This is a genomic window from Zemynaea arenosa, from assembly GCF_004614185.1.
GTDB lineage: Bacteria > Pseudomonadota > Gammaproteobacteria > Burkholderiales > Burkholderiaceae_D > Telluria > Telluria arenosa.
Genome location: NZ_SPVF01000252.1, coordinates 14,423 through 31,706, shown reverse-complemented (window position 1 = coordinate 31,706; position 17,284 = coordinate 14,423). Strand labels below are relative to the sequence as shown.

Genomic DNA, 17,284 nt, shown 5'->3' with positions numbered 1-17,284 from the left:
TGCGCTTGCCGCCGCAGCCGCTCAACCGGCGTGCGGCGGCTGGGTTGAACTCAGCACTGCGGCGGCTGCCAAGGCAGCCGCCAGCACCACCGATTCGATGCCCAGCACCGTTCGGAACCGGCCGCGCGAAACGCCGAAGGCGATGGCGGGCGTCCGCATCTGCGGCATGACCACGAAGCGGTTGATGCCGCCCAGTGCCGCTGCGAGCAGAACCAGTCCGACCTTCAGCAAGAGCACCGTCACGTACGGGCTGCCCAGGGTGCCCGCGAGCGGGGCCACCATGCGCCAGGTGTTGAGGGCCCCGGTCGCGAAGATGCCCACCAGCACCGAGGTGGCCGTGCTGGACACGTGCTCCACAAACGCCATCGCCTCCCGCTGGGCCGGACCACGCAGCAGCAGCAGAGCCATCGCCACCTCGCCGAGCCACAGGCCGATGAGGATGAAGTGCAGCACATCGACGCCCAGGGCCAGGCTCAGATCGCCCTCGGCGGCAGCGTGCCCACCCAGGCTGCGGCTGACGGCGAACACGAGCAGGGCAGCCAGCCGCAGCCCGCCCCCGGCGCGGACCGGCAGGCTCGCCGAGGCCAGCACCACCGCGAGCGCGCCCATCCCGAGCACCCAGACTCGGCCGAAATGGGTGTCCGCGGCCATGGAGCGCACCGCCGGCCAGGCTTCGCCCAGCGGTACTTCCGCCATGCGCGCCGCAGCCAGCCAGAAGCCGGCTCCGTCGGCCGTCAAGGCCACCGCAGCTACCGCCGCGACCAGCGCTGGCACGGGCAGGGCAGGGCGCCCGGCCCAGTCATGGCTGCGCAGCCACCACGCCACAACACTCGCCCCGGCCAGGATGGCGAAGGCGAGGTTGAGCACGAAGGTGGCCGCGAGCTGGGGGAACGCAGCCCCCTCCATCACTTCACCTGGAAGCTGTACTGGCCTTTGGTCTTGTGCCCGTCGCGGGTCATGGTGGACCACTGCACCTGGTAGGTACCCGGCTTCAGGGGCGGCACCGCCACAGTCATCACTTTGGGATTCTTCGCATCGAGCTGGACCGCAGGCAAGGCGACCGCCGCGTGTTGCGCGTCACTCAAGGCGATTTTGCTGAACGGGCCCTCCACGGCTTCATTGAAGCTCAGACGGATTTCCTTGGGTGCCTTAGCCAGCACCGCAGAAGCGGCGGGGCTGGCGGACTGCAGCGCGGCATGCGCCCAAGCCCCGCCCGTGGCACTGGCCAGGGTCAGCAAAAGGGCCATCGTGGCGACGACCTTCATTTGGCACCGCCCTTGAGGCGCTCGATGCGGGTGATGCGCGGCTCATCGTCCACCATCTCGGCCGAGAAACGGACGCGGTCGCCAACTTTGAGGTCCTTGGCCAGCGCCGCGTTCTGCAGGCGGTAGGCCATGGTCATGGCGTCCATGTCGATATTCTCGATGCGGCCATGGTCGAGCGTGACGGTGCCAGTATGCGCGTCGACGCCCTTGACCGTGCCTTCGACCCAAGGGGCATTTGATGCAGGGGTGGATGCGCCGTGGTGCGCGTGCGGATTGGCCTGGTCATCGGCAGCCATTGCCGGTTGAAAGGCCAAGAGCGCAGACGCAAGTGCGCCCGCGAAAAGTAGGGATTTAAACATTGCTGACTCCTGAATGAAAAGAGATGCTGGCGACAAAAGAGGCCGCCGACGAAATCGATATCAAACAAGGGCCAGGCGTGGCGGCCGCTCGGGCACGGCGTGGGTGACTTCGGTGACAAACGGCAGCGAGGAGGCGGCCGGACTATCGCTGCCCGCGTGAGCCCCCGCCAACTGATGGACGGGCGGCGCAATCGCCCCGAGGCAGCAGGCACCGCAAGCAGCGCATTTGTGCGAGCCGTGGTGGATGTCGTGAACTGTCGTGTGGCTGTGTCCCTCGGCGTTCACGTCCGCGTGCATGTGCTGGGCGGAACCCGCAACGGAGAGCACTGTCTGGTCCGTGTCTGCGCACACGAGCATCGTCGCTGCCGCCACGCCTTGGAGCGGGACAGTCAGCATCAGCAGCCACAGGATGAGTGCACGGATAGCAGGCATGGCGGGAATCATAGCATGGGCATTCCAGCGTCGCAGCGGACGGCTCCGCAGTGCGCGAGCGTACGGGCCGCGAACGACTTCGTCGTGCGAAGGAGATGTTCGACACCGAAAAGAAAAACGAGATGGCAAAGCTTCAGCACATGGAAAAAAAAGCTGCCGGCATGGCAGCGATGGCGGCGCTATACGGATTTATTGAGTCGGGGGACTCATGATGGTTTCGCTATGGTCGAAAGTTAGAACTTTTGCATGGGAATCGTGCGGCGCGGAGCGGGTGCCGAATGGTATCGTCCGCTCATGACTTGCCTGCTAAAACGGCTGCTTGTGTACCTGCTCATTCTGCTTCTGCCATTGCAGGCCGGAGCCAGGACGCACGGCTGTGAGCACGCGCGCCGCGCCTCTGGAGTCACGCTGTCGGCGGATGGGCCCGCTCTCTCCATGCCAGGTGGGGCGAACCATACCGTCCAACATGCCGGGCACAGCTGCTGTAAGCCACGTCAGTGTGCCGCGGGCCATTGCGTTGCCTGTGCCAGTTGCTCAATTGGACCTGTCCTGTGGCCCGGACCTGTCCAGCTTGCCAGCATTCACCTTGGCGTTGCCGCCTTCGCGGTTCCGGAAGGGGCATTCGAAGACTTCATCCCGCCCGTACCCCGCGCACCTCCGAAATCGATCGCAGCAAATTGAGCGCTGTGCAGCGCACCCTACGTTTTGCTATGACCAATTTGAAGGAGGATTCATCATGTCTCATGAACAATTCGCTTCGTGCATCGAAGCCTGCAATGACTGCGCCCTGGCCTGCGATCACTGCGCCACGTCCTGTCTCCAAGAGCAGGATGTCGCCATGATGGCGCGCTGTATCGCCCTTGACATCGACTGCGCGGCGATTTGCCGCCTGGCAGCCGGATTCATGGGGCGCGGCAGCGAACTGGCGTCGACTGTGTGCGCGGCCTGCGCCGATGTGTGCGACGCCTGCGCCGAGGAATGCGAAAAGCATCCGATGCAGCACTGCCGCGATTGCGCCGCTGCCTGCCGCCGTTGTGCCGACGAATGCCGCCGGATGGGTGGGCAAGGCCGGTCGGCCGGAGCCTCGACCGGTGTAAGCCCGGCGCACTGATCCGGTGCGAGTCCGTGCTTAGCATCGGAAGATGCTGGCATTTTTGACCTGGATCAAGGAGGCATAGGACGATGCGCAACTAGCATCGAATCATGCCCGTTGATTCAGGAGGACTCCAAAATGTCTAGACAGCACCACCCGGGCGTCTCTTCGCCGTGGCGGCAGAATTGGCTGCTTATCGCCTTTTTAGCCGTCGCGGCTTTCTACCTGTTCGCGGAACACCGCGCGCACCTCCTTGGGGTGTTGCCCTATCTCTTGCTGGCCGCATGTCCACTCATGCATTTGTTTCACCATCACGGACACGGCGGGTATCGGAAGGACGCTGACAACACACACGAGCACGGGAGTCCATGATGCACACCTCAGCACCAGCCTACGGCCTGTGGCCTCTGGTTTTGATCAACTCGGCGTTTTTCATCTTCTTCGCCTTCAGCTTCACCCAGCCGAAGACGGCGCGGGACTGGCGCAGCCTGGGGGCGTTTTCGGCTTTCGTGCTGGCCCTGTTCACCGAAATGTATGGTTTTCCGTTGACGATCTACCTGTTGATGCCTTGGCTCACGCGTCACTACCCTGGCGTGGACTGGCTCTCGCATGATGCAGGCCACCTCCTGGAGACCCTGCTTGGGTGGCGCATCGATCCGCATTTCGGACCGTTTCACCTGGCCAGCAATGCCCTGATTCTGCTCGGCTTCTGGCTACTGGCGTCCGCTTGGTCTGTGCTGTTCCGCGCCCAGCGGGCGGGCCAGTTGGCCACAGAAGGGCCTTACGCCCGGATTCGCCATCCGCAATACGTGGCCTTCGTATTGGTCATGTTCGGCTTCCTCCTGCAATGGCCGACCTTGGCTACCTTAGTCATGTTCCCGATCCTGGTCTTCATCTATGCTCGCTTGGCGCGGCGCGAAGAGCAGACCATAAGGGCTCAATTCGGCGCGGAATACGAGCGCTACGCGCGGCAGACGCCAGCGTTTGTTCCGCGCTTTTGGTCGAAAAAGGAGTCTCACCATGAACACGTGGCGTAATTCCCTCGCACTGGCCGTCACGGCAGTGCTCTTCTACGCGCTGTGCACACTCACGGCCGCGGCGTTTCCGGACCAGTTCCTGGTCTTCATGAACAGTCTGTTTCACGGGCTGGACTTCCGCATACTGAAATCCAATGCCGCCTTCGATTGGCGCGGGTTCTGCCTGGCCGCGGCCGTGATGTTCCTGTGGACGCTCGCGTTTGCTGCGGTGTTTCAGGCGGTGGCGCATTGGCTGGCGGCTCAACGACTGAGCGCGCGGCGCGCGGGGCATCCATGAGTGGACACCCCAAACACACCATGCAGGATACGCATGACGGTCCCGCCGCGGCCGGTCATGCCGGCCATGAGCATGGCCACACGAGTGGCCATGCACACCGTCCCGATGGTCACGCAGGCCATCGGGATCACTCGCATGATTCTCCCAACGCCAAGGCCACGCACCAGGTGAGCCCGGCGACGGCCGCCGCGCCCGGGACGGTGTACACCTGCCCGATGCACCCGCAGATCCGACAGAATGCCCCCGGAAACTGCCCCATTTGCGGTATGACGCTGGAGCCCATGCTCCCCTCGCTGGATGAGCAGGAGAACCCCGAACTCGCCGATTTTCGGCGGCGTTTCTGGTGGACCCTCCCGCTGACGGTCCTGGTTACGGCCTTGGCCATGCTGGGGCACCGCCTTGAGAACGGCGGCGTTCCAGGGCAAAACCTGATCGAATTTGCACTCGGCACGCCTGTCGTGCTCTGGTCCGGCTGGCCGTTCTTCCGGCGCGGCTGGGAGTCGGTGCATCATTTGCGTCCCAACATGTGGACGCTGATCGGAATTGGCACTGCCGCAGCTTATGGGTACAGCGTCCTCGCCACGTTCCTGCCGGAGCTGTTCCCACCGGCTTTCCGGATGAACGGCAAGGTTGGCGTGTACTTCGAGGCTGCGGCCGTGATCGTGTCACTGACGCTGCTGGGACAGATCCTGGAACTGCGGGCCCGGGCCGAGACCTCCGCGGCGATCAAGTCACTACTGGGCTTGGCTCCCAAGACGGCCCGGCGCATCGCGCAGGATGGCAGCGAAGCGGATGTGGCGCTGTCCGAAGTGCAGGTGGGGGACGTGCTGCGGGTGCGGCCGGGCGAGAAGGTGCCGGTCGATGGCGAAGTCCTCGAAGGCGAGAGCGCGGTCGATGAAGCGATGCTAACCGGCGAGCCCGTTCCGGTCACCAAACGGCCCGGCGACAAAGTGATTGGCGCCACCGTGAATACGAGCGGTGCGCTGGTCATGCGTGCCGACAAAGTTGGCGCCGCCACCATGCTGTCGCAGATCGTTCAGATGGTGGCTCAGGCCCAGCGTTCGCGGGCGCCGATGCAGCGGCTGGCTGACGTGGTAGCTGGCTATTTCGTGATGGTGGTCGTGGCGGTGGCGCTGTTGACTCTGGTTGGTTGGGGCCTGTGGGGTCCCGATCCGAGCTGGAACTACGGCTTTGTGAACGCGGTCGCGGTCCTGATCATCGCTTGTCCGTGCGCGCTCGGGCTGGCCACGCCAATGTCGGTGATGGCGGCCACAGGCCAGGCCGCGACGCAGGGCGTCCTGTTCCGGGACGCGGCGGCCATCGAATCGCTGCGCACGGTGGACACGCTCATCGTGGACAAGACCGGCACGCTGACTGAAGGGCGGCCAGCGTTCAGTCGGGTCATCGGTGCGGCCAATGTCACTGAAGATGAGGTTCTCACCCTCGCCGCCAGCCTGGACCAGGGCAGCGAACATCCCCTGGCCCACGCGATTGTGGAAGAGGCACGCCGCCGGGGTCTCGCCTTGGCCAAGCCGGACAGCTTCGAGTCGGCCAGTGGTATCGGCGTGCGCGGACTCGTGAATGGCCAGTCCCTGGCCCTTGGCAATACCGCCCTGATGGACGCCGAGGGCGTCGATTGGCGGCCGCTGCAGGGCGAGGCCGAAACGTTGCGCGCTGAAGGCGCCAGTGTGATGTACCTGGCCCGTGCGGGACAGCTGGCCGGGCTGTTGGCGGTGGCCGATCCCGTCAAGGGCACCACCGCCGAGGCGCTGACCCGTCTGCGCGAGTCCGGACTGCGGGTGGTGATGGCGACCGGCGATGGGGTGACGACCGCGCGCTCGGTCGGCCAGCGGCTCGGAATCAGCGAGGTGTACGGGGAGGTCAAGCCGGCCGACAAGCTGGCGCTGGTCGAACGGTTCCAGGCCGAGGGGCGGATCGTTGCGATGGCGGGGGACGGCATCAACGATGCGCCGGCGCTGGCCAAAGCCGATGTGGGCATCGCCATGGGAACCGGGACCGATGTGGCCATCAACAGCGCCCACCTCACCCTGGTCAAGGGCGACTTGCGCGCGATCGCGCGGGCGCGCGACATTTCGCGGGCGACAGTGCGTAACATGCATCAGAACCTGGCCTTCGCATTCCTCTATAACGCGCTTGGCATCCCATTGGCGGCGGGCCTGCTGTATCCATTCACGGGGCAGTTGCTGTCACCGATGATCGCCGCCCTCGCCATGAGCCTGAGTTCGGTGTCGGTGGTCACCAACGCGTCGCGTCTGCGGCGCAGCCGCGCAGGGCAGGGGAGCGGGTCTTGAGTCCAGCAAGCCATTACCGTGCTGTGCCGGGAACGCGACGGGGGAAACGTGTAGTGAAGCTGCAAGTGCCGGCCTGGGGAGTGTTGATGTCCGGCGGTGCCATCGTGGCCGGTGTCGGCGTGTACTTTGTGCTGTTCCGACCGGCGCTGCTGCCGGAGGACTTGCGGTATATGGGCGTGCAAGCCTCTGTCATCTCGGGAGCGATGCCGGGGCTTGGCAGGTGGCTGCCCAAAGTATTTGCGGTACTCGGTGGCTACATCATCGCCACCGCCATCCTGACGTGTTTTGTCGCGGCGACCAGCATGCGCAGGCGCGTGCCGGGGACATTGGTGGCGATTGCTGCGTCAGGCATCGCATCGATCGGACCAATGATCGCGGTCAATTTCGCCATCGCATCGGATTTCCGCTGGGTGTTGTTAGGGTTGCCGGTGCCGTGGATCGTAGCAACGGTCTTGTACTGGCGTGAGGGGATAAACTTTTCGAAGGAGGGCATATGAAAACGACGATTCGCTTTATGGTGGCAACCGCTGTGGTGGCGGTGCTTGCGTCCGGTGGTGTGGTAGCGCAGGAAGCGCAGCATGACCATCAGCATGACACGGCCGCCGCCGCGGGCCAGCCGAAACAGGAGTCCACGCCGCCGCAAGCAGGGGCGGACAACCGTACCAAACCGGCCAATGGAAGCATGATGGACATGACGGCCATGTGCGAGATGCATCGCAAGATGATGGGGACCAAGTCGTCGACTGAACGGGACCGAATGGCCAAAAAGGAAATGAAGGGCATGTCCGCTGAACAAAGGCGTCAGCGTATGAAGATGATGGATGAGAACTGCAAGTGACAGACTGGCCCGGCGCTGTCAGCCGCCTTACTGAACCGGACTAGTTGCTCGACATACAAAGGCCAAGCTGGTATCGTGATGCCCGACCAATGAATCGCACACGCCGCCTCCGCGTGCTCACTGCCCTGGTGGCGCTCGTGAGCATGCTGTTTACCCAAATTGCCCTGGCCAGCTACAGCTGTCCAGAGCTGGGGCGTGCACTCGCCCAGGCGGCTGCGCAAGCACAGGTCATGCACAAGTCTTGCTGCCCGCAGCACGACGTCAATAATCCCGGCCTGTGTCACGCTCATGGGCAAGTAGGTTCACAGTCGGCGGAAGTGTCAGCGCAGCCACCGGTCATGCCATTCATTCCCGCCACGCTGGTGCAGTCCATCGCTCCCATCGACGTTGCGCCGCTTGAGCCCCGGGCGGCGCCGCTGGCCTTCCTCTTGGCTCCCGGCGCCGCTCCCCCCATCTCTATCAGGCACTGCTGCCTGCGCAATTAGCCACTCCTCTTGCTCGTCACGGTGTGCCGGTGCGTCGCGCGCCGGTGCTGTGTTCCCTGCATCTGGAGATGTTATGTTGTTCCCGATCGTTATTGCGGCGCTGTGCCGCCGCGGAGTGCCGGCCATGCTTTGCGCGTTGGCGTTGGCCCCGATATTGCACACCCCTGTTCATGCGCAGACACGTGAACTTACTTTGGCGGAGGCCCAGAAGCGGGCGCTCGACCGCTCCTATCAGCTGCGCGGGCAGGATGCCGCCGCGCAGGCCGCGCGCGACCTGGCGGTCGCTGCGCGCCAGTTGCCCGATCCGATGCTCAAGGCGGGTGTTGACAACATCCCTTTCAATGGCCCCGACAAGTATTCACTGGGCAGGGACAACATGACCATGCGCCGGATCGGCATCGAGCAGGAGCTGCCCGGTGCAGGCAAGCGCGCCTTGCGGGGCGAGCGCTATGACCGGATGGCCGAGCGTACGGTGGCCGAGCGGCGCGTGGCGGAAGCGGCGATCGCGCGCGACACGGCGCTCGCGTGGCTCGATCTTTACTATGGCCAGCAGATGACCGATGTCGTCGACCAGGCTGTGCGCCAGGCGGACGACCAGGTGCTGGCGCAGGATGCTGCTTTCCGCGGCGGCCGCTCGACGCGGGGCGACTTGCTGGCCGCACGCAGTGCCGCGGCGCAGATGCGTGACCGCGCCGCCACCATTCACCGCCAGCGCGAGAATGCCCGCGATGTGCTGGCCCGCTGGATCGGCCCGGCTTCCGACGCGGTGGCCTCGGGTGTTCCCGACTTGACCCGCATCAGCCACAATCCGGACACCTTGCCGGAGCAGCTGGATCACCATCCCGAAGTGACGGTGCTGGACAAGTCCGAGAACCTCGCGCGCACGGAGGCGCGGCTGGCGGCGGCCGAGGCCCGCCCGGACTGGCGGGTTGAGTTCGCCTACCAGCAGCGCGGTCCAGGCTATCCCGACATGGTCTCGTTCGGGGTTGCGGTGCCACTGCGCTGGGATCGCAGGAACCGGCAGGACCGCGAAGTGGCGGCGCGCGTCGCCATGGCGGAGCAAGCGCACGCGGAGCGGGAGGAAGCGCTGCGCATGCATGCGGCGGAAGCGCGCAGCCAGATCGGCGATTGGCGTTCCGGTCTCGCGCGGCTGAACCGCTATCGCACGGAATTGATGCCGCTGGCGCAAGAGCGCGTGGAAGCCATCGCCGTGGCCTACCGAGGCGGCCAGGCACCGCTCACGGACGTGTTGAGCGCCCGCGCGGCCGCCCTGGACACACGCCTGCAGACCTTGCAGTTGGAATCGGAAACCGCGCGGCTGTGGGCGCGCCTGAACTTCCTGTTCCCTTCTAACTCTCTGCCGGAGGCGCGATGAATACCCGTATCGCTGTATTGTGCGCCGGGACGCTGCTGATGGCGGCGGCCCTGGGCTATGGCGGTTACCGCCTTGGTCAGCAGTCGGCGGTCAAGCAAACATCCGTGCCCGCGGCTGCGAGTGGGCGCCGCATCCTGTACTGGCAGGATCCGATGGTGCCAGGCCAGCGCTTCGACAAGCCGGGCAAATCACCCTACATGGACATGGATCTGGTGCCGGTGTATGCGGACGAACAGGTGGCAGGCAGCGGCGTTGCCATCAGTCCGGGCGTGCAACAGAGCCTCGGCGTCAGGCTGGCCGAGGTGCGGGAAGCGGCTGTAGGCGCCAGTGCGCAGTGGGTCGGCAACGTCGCCTACGATGAACGCGACCGGGTACTGGTGACGGCGCGCAGCAACGGCTTCATCGAGCGCCTGCATGTGCGGGCCGCGCTGGAGCCGGTCCGCAAGGGGCAGCCGCTGTTCGACCTGTACGTGCCGGAATGGGTGGCGGCCCAGGAGGACTATCTGGCGATCAAGCGCATGGCCGCGCCGGAGCCCGGCCTGCTGGACGCAGCCCTGCAGCGCATGCGGCTGGCGGGGATGACGGACGATCAGGTGCGGCAGGTGGCGGGCAGCGCGCGCGTGCTGCGCCGGGTGACGGTCACCGCACCTGCAGCAGGCATCGTGACCGAACTGGTGGCGCGGGATGGCATGACGGTGGCAACCGGAGCGCCTCTGGTGACCATTAACGGTTTGCGGCGGGTATGGGTGAATGCGGAAGTGCCGGAGACAGCTGCGGCCAGCGTGCGGCCGGGGAGTGCCGTGCAGGTCACGGCGCCAGCCTACCCCGGCAAGACCTTCGCCGGCCGCGTGGAAGCGTTGCTTCCTCAGGTGAGCGCGGCCACGCGCACGCTGGTGGCGCGGGTCACGGTTGCCAACGAAGCGGGCGAGCTCACGCCGGGGATGTTTGCCAATGTCAGCGCTCAAGCTCTGCAGGCGGGGCACATGCTGGTGGTGCCGTCGGAAGCGGTGATCCGTACCGGCCAACGCGATGTTGTGATTGTCGCGCAGGAGCAAGGCCGTTTCCTGCCGACCGAAGTTCTGGTGGGCAGAGAGGCGAATGGCGAAACCGAGATCCGCAAAGGTCTCAGCGCTGGCCAGCGGGTCGTCGCGTCGGGCCAGTTCCTGATCGATTCGGAGGCCAGCCTGCGCGGCGCATTGCGGCGGATGGAGCCGGCATCCCCGCCCGCAAAGGAGGGCAAACCGTCAGGTGAGCGCCAGTCGGCGGAAGCGACGCATCGAGCCAGCGGAAGAATCGACAAGGTGGGGCCGGACGAGATCACGATCTCGCACGGTCCGGTACCGAGCATGAAGTGGCCGGCGATGACGATGGGTTTCCTGCCACCCGCAGGCGGCCTGCCCGCCGGAGTGGCCGTGGGCGCAAACGTGGACTTCACATTCAGGCAGGGCGCGGGCCACCGTTATGAAATCACCAGCATCCGGGTGCAGACGGCGGCCCCGGCGGGGACGCCACCGCGACCGGCCTCAGCCACCCCAGCGCCTGCGCCGCTTCAAACGCCGACGTCACCGCCGGCGCCACATGACCACAGCGCTCACCCGGGAGCGTCGCGATGATCGCCCGCGTGATCCGCTGGTCGATCGCGCACCGCATCATGGTGCTGGTGGCGGCGGTGGCGATAGCTGGCTGGGGTATCTGGTCAGTGGCCCGCATCCCCGTGGATGCGCTGCCCGACCTGTCCGATGTGCAGGTCATCATCCGCACAACCTGGCCTGGCCAGGCACCGCAGATTGTCGAGAACCAGGTCACTTATCCGCTCACTACTACCATGATGTCCGTGCCGGGTGCGAAGACGGTGCGCGGCTACTCGTTCTTCGGCGACTCGTTCGTCTACGTGCTGTTCGAGGATGGCACCGACCCTTACTGGGCGCGCACGCGCGTGCTGGAGTACCTCAACCAGGTACAGGGACGCCTTCCGGTCCAGGCGCGCCCTGCGCTCGGGCCGGATGCCACGGGGGTCGGCTGGGTCTTCGAATATGCGCTGGTCGACCGCACCGGCCGGCATGACCTTTCGCAACTGCGCGCCCTGCAGGACTGGTTCCTCAAATTCGAGCTGAAGTCCGTGCCCGACGTTTCGGAGGTTGCCAGCATCGGCGGGATGGTGCGCCAGTACCAGGTGGTGCTCGATCCGGATCGCATGCGCGCCTACGGCATCACGCATGCGATGGTGCTGGAGGCGCTGGCCAGGGCCAATCAGGAAAGCGGCGGGGCGGTGCTCGAAGCGGGCGAGGCGGAGTACATGGTTCGCAGCTCCGGCTACCTGCGCTCGCTGGACGATTTCCGTGCGATCCCGCTGACGGCCAGCGAGACCGGAGTGCCAGTCCAACTGGGCGCCGTCGCGCGCATTCAGGTTGGCCCCGAAATGCGGCGCGGGATCGCGGAGCTGAACGGGCAGGGCGAAGTCGCGGGTGGCGTGGTGATTCTCCGCTCTGGCAAGAACGCGCGCGCCGCGATTGCCGCCGTCAAGGCGCGCCTCGCCACGCTCAAGGCCAGCCTGCCGCCGGGCGTGGAGATCGTGACCACCTATGACCGCTCGCAGCTGATCGACCGCGCGGTGCAGAATCTGGAGCACAAGCTGCTCGAAGAGTTTTTCGTGGTGGCACTGGTGTGCGCGCTGTTCCTATTCCACCTGCGCTCCGCGCTGGTGGCCATCGTCTGCCTGCCGCTGGGCGTGCTTTCTGCGTACATCGTCATGTACTACCAAGGTGTGAACGCCAACATCATGTCGCTCGGCGGTATCGCGATCGCCATCGGCGCGATGGTCGATGGCGCGGTGGTGCTGATCGAGAACGCGCACAAACACCTGGAAGCGTGGTCCCACGCGCATCCAGACGCCGCGTTGGAGGGGGAGGAGCGCTGGCGCGTGATCGGGGATGCGGCCGCAGAGGTCGGACCGGCGCTGTTCTTCTCATTGTTGATCATCGTGCTGTCCTTCGTCCCGGTGTTTGCGCTGGGGGCGCAGGAAGGTCGCCTGTTTGCACCGCTTGCCTATACCAAGACGTATGCGATGGCCGCCGCTGCGGGGCTGTCGATTTCCCTGGTGCCGGTCATGATGGGCTACCTGATCCGGGGCCGCATCCCAGCAGAGCAGGACAATCCGGTGAGCCGGATGCTGATTGCGGCATACCGCCCGCTGCTCGCCGCTGTCCTGCGTCGCCCCAAGACGACCCTGGTGGCCGCCGCCATCCTGGCCGCGGGCACGGTGTGGCCGGTCAACCGGTTGGGCAGCGAATTCCTACCCATGCTGGACGAAGGCGATCTGCTGTACATGCCGTCGGCGCTGCCCGGCCTCTCGGCTGGCAAGGCGGCCGAGCTCCTGCAGCTGACGGACCGCCTGATCAAGACGGTGCCGGAGGTGGCGACCGTGTTTGGCAAGGCAGGACGGGCCGAATCGGCCACCGACCCGGCACCGCTGGAGATGTTCGAGACCACCATCCAGTTCAAGCCGCGTGACCAGTGGCGGCCGGGAATGACGATGGCGCGCCTGACGGAGGAGCTGGACCGGGTGGTCAAGGTCCCGGGCCTGGCCAATGTGTGGGTGCCGCCCATCCGGAATCGGATCGACATGCTGGCCACGGGCGTCAAGAGCCCGGTCGGAATCAAGATCTCCGGACCCAGTCTCGTGGAGATTGACCGGGTGGCAGCGCAGGTCGAGCGGGTGGTCAAGCAGGTGTCGGGCGTGTCCTCGGCGTTGGCCGAGCGCTTGAATGGCGGCCGCTATGTGGACATCCAGATCGATCGCGCTCGTGCAGCCCGTTATGGCATGAACGTGGCCGACGTGCAGAGCGTCGTCGCGGCAGCCGTCGGCGGGGATAACGTGGGTGAGACCGTGGAAGGCCTGCAGCGCTTCCCGATCAACGTGCGCTACCCGCGCGAGCTGCGCGATTCCGTGGACGCGCTGCGCCAGCTACCGGTGCTGACCTCGCGCGGCGCGCAGTTGCGGCTGGCCGACCTGGCCGAAATTCGCGTAGCCGATGGCCCACCCATGATCAAGAGTGAGAACGCACGCCTGTCCGGCTGGGTGTACGTGGATATCCGCGACCGTGACCTCGGCTCCGTAGTGGCCGATCTGCAGCGTGTCGTCGCCCGTGAGGTAGTTCTCCCGCCCGGTTATTCGGTGGCGTGGTCGGGCCAGTTCGAATACCTGGAGCGGGCCATGGCGCGGCTGCGCATCGTGGTGCCGGTCACACTGCTGCTGATCGCGGGGCTGTTGTACCTGACTTTCCGCCGCTGGGATGAAGCGCTGCTGATCATGGCCACGTTGCCGTTCGCGCTGGCGGGCGGCGCTTGGCTGATGTGGCTGCTTGGCTATCACCTCTCGGTAGCCAGTGGTGTCGGGTTCATTGCGCTGGCGGGGGTCTCGGCCGAGTTTGGAGTCATCATGCTGCTGTACGTGAAGCACGCCTGGGAAGACGCGGAGGGGCAGGGCAAGAGTGGAGTGTCCGACCTGCTGCAGGCGATTGCGGCCGGCGCCGTGCTGCGCGTGCGGCCCAAGGCGATGACTGTGGCGGTGATCCTGGCTGGCCTGGTGCCGGTGATGGTGGGCAGCGGCACTGGATCGGATGTCATGCAGCGGATCGCGGCGCCGATGGTCGGTGGCATGATCACGGCGCCGCTGGTGTCGATGTTTGTGATCCCGGCGGGGTACTACTTGCTGAGGAAGCGCTCTTCTACAGCACGACGTACACCGTTGTCCCCAGAGGCGGTGGTTGCGGCACAGTAGGCAAGCAACTTCGTCCGAATTCATTCTTGTGATGCCTCATTACGCCGGGCACCTGGCATTGCAGACTTGGTGATTTCTAGTCAAGGAGTGGACGTATGCGCACGCTCATGGTTTGTCTCGCGGTCGCTATACTCGGTTGTCTGTCCGTGGCTCTCGGCAGCATTTGGGAGAGCCAGGTTCATCCGATGAAGGCGACGGTTGGGTTTGTCGGAGCGTCTTATTCGGGGCACTTGTCACGTAGCTGGCAGGGCGACATGGTGCTCTGGCAAGATGATGGGACTGCATTGCACTTCGCGGATGGCGCCGCGGAGTTCGTGCGTTACGATAGGCAGAGCGAGCAGGTTTCGATGGTGCGAGCGTGGCGCAGCTGGGTTCCATTGGTCCTGTATGGAATCGTCGCAGGCGCAGTGCTCTGTCGGAAGGAACGCGGCAAGGGGCGGAAACGGAAGCAGGAGCTGTCGGGCGGCACCCGGCGCTCGCCCACCGACACGTGAGGTGCCGTGTTAAACTGTCCTCGGTTCCATCGTGGATGGCATAGCTCTGGCGTTTGGTGGCATGTTTGGGGGCATGAAGTCGCGTTTTTCGCTCTCACGCCCCAGGTTCTGGCTCCCACCCTCTCCGCCAGAATGTGAAAAAGCCCCAGTGACGAACTGGGGCTTTTTTTCTACAACCAGCACGTGAACGGATTATGGACTGCCGTGGCGATTGTTCTTCGCAACGTTGGCTCCATATGCTATGAGCGGAATTACGGCGGAAGCTTCACCACAATTCCATCTCGTGAGCGTACTCATATGACAGACAAGTTTACTGCGGAATTTCGCAGTCGAATTATGGGCGAGGTGCGAGCGAAACACACCAAGCCCGAACTGGTTGTACGGCGGCTACTGCACGCCACTGGCTATCGCTATCGCCTACATGTGCCGAACTTGCCCGGACGGCCTGACCTGGTCTTCCCCAAGCGAAGATTGGTAGTTTTTATCAATGGGTGTTTTTGGCATCTGCATGCGGGGTGTGCAAAGGCGCGATTGCCAAAGTCGCGGGTGGAATGTTGGACGGAGAAGCTGGAGGGAAATCGTCGACGTGATGCCCTGAATGTCGCGGCTCTGCAGCCGCTCGGGTGGGGAGTGATGACGATCTGGGAGTGCGAGCTTCAGAATCACGCCAAATTATTAGGCTCGCTCCAGGAATTTCTGGGCCTCCCCGGAGCAAATCTAGGCGCTGCGAGGTCGGTCCGCGTCCTCCACGGGCAATAAAGCCGGGAATTGCATCAACCGTCGCGAGCGCACGCAAGGAGCACTTGACAAAAGCGCATATTGCGGGAGCTAGGCATTTCGAGGTGAGGCTGGTTCCTGCGTGGCATGACTGTACAAGCGGCCGGTACCGGCTGAACTGGTCGTGTGATTGGAGCTCAAGCCACCAGGCTTATTTTCGAATCACCGCAAAGCGAGCAATTTGCGACAGGCTGGTCATCGCGTAAGTCGAAATCAATCTGACTGCAGCGAAGTCGTTTGATTGGCGGCCGCTGCCTCTCGGCGGCGAGCACGCTCTGATTGTCGTACTACGCCGCTTGTGCGGGTGTTCGGATGAGCGACCTACGTAGCAGCTCGAGTAGACGCAACCACACGTCGGGCGCGATTTTCATTGGGGACCGTCCGGCAAGCGCTAACGCGGGGAATGCAAGCCGACCAGTTTATTGCGGTTTCACATCTAGCTTAATCAGCGATAATCGAGTTTTTACGGCTGTGAGTAAGGCGCTCAGCTTGCGCCGAATGTTTGTCGAGGAATTTCGCAAACGTCGCAGCAAATGCTTGCGCAAGCAGTGGAGGGACCGCGTTACCAATCATTTGCGAAACTGGGTTGATCAAGTTCGGGAATATGAAATCGTCGTCGAAACTTTGAAGGCGCGCTGCCTCACGCATCGTCACGCATCGATCAGCTTCGGGATGGGCAAATCTTCCAGACCCGACGTGATAAACCCAAGTTGTGATGGTGAGTGAGGGCTCATCCCACGCAAGTCTGCGGTACGCGCTCCCGTAAAAGCTTTTCGTTTGTAAATTTTCTGGCGCATGTTTCATCCGCCCCGTGCCTACCGCGTTGATTCGGGCCAGGCTCAGTGCACTAAGTTTCCGAGCAACGTGATTAGATACCTCCCCAGTTGGCGAGCGCATCGCTTCCGCGAAAGCGCTAATTTGGCGACGTGCTTTAGGATACTTGATTCCGACTCCGTGCTTATAAACCGGTTCAGGCAGGTCGGCGATCGCGTCTCGTACGGTGCGGTAGGTGACGTCTCCTATTAGATCCATTTGAGAACTCCCTTTTGCATGAGTTGGCTTGGCAAACGGAAGTTGTTGCAAGCTCACGTTCGCAAAATCCCGGCGGACAGCGACAAACAATACACGATGGCGCATCTGAGGCACACCAAAATCCGCGGCACAAACCTTGCGATAGTCGGCGACGTATCCTAACTCGTCCAGTTTCGCTAGAAGATCCTCGGAAAACTTCCCTCCGCCAAAGTTAAGAAATTCTCGGACGTTTTCAATAAGCACGAGCTTCGGTTGCAGCTCACCGATGGCACTTAGAAACGCGCGATACAAATGGTTGCGAGGGTCATCATAAAATCGCATTGCTCCGTTAGCAAGGTACTGACGAACACCATTACGACTGAACCCCTGGCAGGGTGGGCCTCCCACAAGTACGTCTAGCTCGCCCGGCGCATTTACTCCGGTTGGGCGCATCCATTCCCAAAAATTGTCAACCGCCTCAGGCCCCACGAGTTGCCGAATGTCGCCTTGGTAAGCAACGGGCGGCTTGAGTGCGTGATTGGTCAGATTTGCAGCAAAAGCCTGTATCGGGTGAGGCTCAAGCTCCACGCCGAGTTCAATCGAAAAACGACCAGTGCGCTGGAAACCTCTACTGATTCCCCCGCAACCGCAGAAAAGGTCGACTACTGTGTATTTCTTGTCTTTCATTTAATCAATTGGTACTGATAATCCGTGGACTCATAGACCGCAACTGCACACTATACCTACGT

The 17,284-nt window shown here is 63.8% G+C and carries 17 protein-coding genes; 12 read left to right on the top strand and 5 right to left on the bottom strand.

Annotated features, from left to right (window positions below; genetic code table 11):
- Nucleotides 1-21: 21 nt before the first annotated feature.
- From E4L96_RS19820 to E4L96_RS19805, 4 genes are all read right to left on the bottom strand, one after another.
- A complete protein-coding gene (locus E4L96_RS19820; RefSeq protein WP_135208939.1) occupies nucleotides 22-906 on the bottom strand; it encodes a CopD family protein in 885 nt (294 codons plus the stop codon).
- Nucleotides 906-1,265, bottom strand: a complete 360-nt coding sequence (gene copC / locus E4L96_RS19815; RefSeq protein ID WP_229414635.1) for a copper homeostasis periplasmic binding protein CopC — start codon at nucleotides 1,263-1,265, stop codon at nucleotides 906-908. The genes E4L96_RS19820 and copC overlap by 1 nt, the downstream gene beginning before the upstream one ends.
- A complete protein-coding gene (locus E4L96_RS19810; RefSeq protein WP_167758751.1) occupies nucleotides 1,262-1,561 on the bottom strand; it encodes a copper-binding protein in 300 nt (99 codons plus the stop codon). The genes copC and E4L96_RS19810 overlap by 4 nt, the downstream gene beginning before the upstream one ends.
- Before the next feature lie 123 nt (nucleotides 1,562-1,684).
- A complete protein-coding gene (locus E4L96_RS19805) occupies nucleotides 1,685-2,056 on the bottom strand; it encodes a hypothetical protein (RefSeq protein ID WP_135208937.1) in 372 nt (123 codons plus the stop codon).
- 736 nt (nucleotides 2,057-2,792) lie between these two features.
- Between E4L96_RS19805 and E4L96_RS19800 the strand changes: the two genes are divergently transcribed.
- From E4L96_RS19800 to E4L96_RS19745, 12 genes are all read left to right on the top strand, one after another.
- Complete coding sequence (locus tag E4L96_RS19800) at nucleotides 2,793-3,167, top strand: four-helix bundle copper-binding protein (protein ID WP_135208936.1); 375 nt, start codon at nucleotides 2,793-2,795, stop codon at nucleotides 3,165-3,167.
- Nucleotides 3,168-3,287: 120 nt separating this feature from the next.
- Nucleotides 3,288-3,521, top strand: coding sequence for a DUF2933 domain-containing protein (locus tag E4L96_RS19795; RefSeq protein ID WP_135208935.1), 234 nt, complete (start codon nucleotides 3,288-3,290; stop codon nucleotides 3,519-3,521).
- A complete protein-coding gene (locus tag E4L96_RS19790) occupies nucleotides 3,518-4,186 on the top strand; it encodes a methyltransferase family protein (protein ID WP_135208934.1) in 669 nt (222 codons plus the stop codon). Before E4L96_RS19795 ends, E4L96_RS19790 begins: the two co-directional genes overlap by 4 nt.
- Nucleotides 4,170-4,463 (top strand): DUF5676 family membrane protein, encoded by a 294-nt coding sequence (locus E4L96_RS19785; RefSeq protein WP_135208933.1) that lies wholly within the window; start codon nucleotides 4,170-4,172, stop codon nucleotides 4,461-4,463. The genes E4L96_RS19790 and E4L96_RS19785 overlap by 17 nt, the downstream gene beginning before the upstream one ends.
- Complete coding sequence (locus tag E4L96_RS19780; RefSeq protein WP_220433458.1) at nucleotides 4,460-6,775, top strand: heavy metal translocating P-type ATPase; 2,316 nt, start codon at nucleotides 4,460-4,462, stop codon at nucleotides 6,773-6,775. Before E4L96_RS19785 ends, E4L96_RS19780 begins: the two co-directional genes overlap by 4 nt.
- 53 nt (nucleotides 6,776-6,828) lie before the next feature.
- Nucleotides 6,829-7,272 (top strand): hypothetical protein, encoded by a 444-nt coding sequence (locus E4L96_RS19775; protein WP_229414633.1) that lies wholly within the window; start codon nucleotides 6,829-6,831, stop codon nucleotides 7,270-7,272.
- Entirely contained in the window at nucleotides 7,269-7,613 is a 345-nt protein-coding gene (locus tag E4L96_RS19770; protein ID WP_135208932.1) for a hypothetical protein, read from the top strand. Before E4L96_RS19775 ends, E4L96_RS19770 begins: the two co-directional genes overlap by 4 nt.
- A gap of 558 nt (nucleotides 7,614-8,171) precedes the next feature.
- Nucleotides 8,172-9,473 (top strand): TolC family protein, encoded by a 1,302-nt coding sequence (locus tag E4L96_RS19765; protein WP_229414631.1) that lies wholly within the window; start codon nucleotides 8,172-8,174, stop codon nucleotides 9,471-9,473.
- Nucleotides 9,470-11,086 carry an efflux RND transporter periplasmic adaptor subunit gene (locus tag E4L96_RS19760; RefSeq protein WP_135208931.1) on the top strand — a complete coding sequence of 539 codons (1,617 nt, stop codon included), beginning with the start codon at nucleotides 9,470-9,472 and terminating at the stop codon, nucleotides 11,084-11,086. The genes E4L96_RS19765 and E4L96_RS19760 overlap by 4 nt, the downstream gene beginning before the upstream one ends.
- Nucleotides 11,083-14,253, top strand: coding sequence for an efflux RND transporter permease subunit (locus E4L96_RS19755; protein ID WP_135208930.1), 3,171 nt, complete (start codon nucleotides 11,083-11,085; stop codon nucleotides 14,251-14,253). Before E4L96_RS19760 ends, E4L96_RS19755 begins: the two co-directional genes overlap by 4 nt.
- A gap of 95 nt (nucleotides 14,254-14,348) precedes the next feature.
- The gene (locus tag E4L96_RS19750) at nucleotides 14,349-14,747 is read left to right on the top strand and encodes a hypothetical protein (protein WP_135208929.1); all 399 of its coding nucleotides are present in this window, start codon (nucleotides 14,349-14,351) and stop codon (nucleotides 14,745-14,747) included.
- Between the two features lie 297 nt (nucleotides 14,748-15,044).
- A complete protein-coding gene (locus tag E4L96_RS19745) occupies nucleotides 15,045-15,506 on the top strand; it encodes a very short patch repair endonuclease (protein WP_135209012.1) in 462 nt (153 codons plus the stop codon).
- A gap of 459 nt (nucleotides 15,507-15,965) precedes the next feature.
- On the opposite strand, the gene E4L96_RS19740 is transcribed toward E4L96_RS19745, so the two are convergent.
- Nucleotides 15,966-17,222 carry a DNA cytosine methyltransferase gene (locus tag E4L96_RS19740; protein WP_135208928.1) on the bottom strand — a complete coding sequence of 419 codons (1,257 nt, stop codon included), beginning with the start codon at nucleotides 17,220-17,222 and terminating at the stop codon, nucleotides 15,966-15,968.
- Nucleotides 17,223-17,284 lie beyond the last annotated feature (62 nt).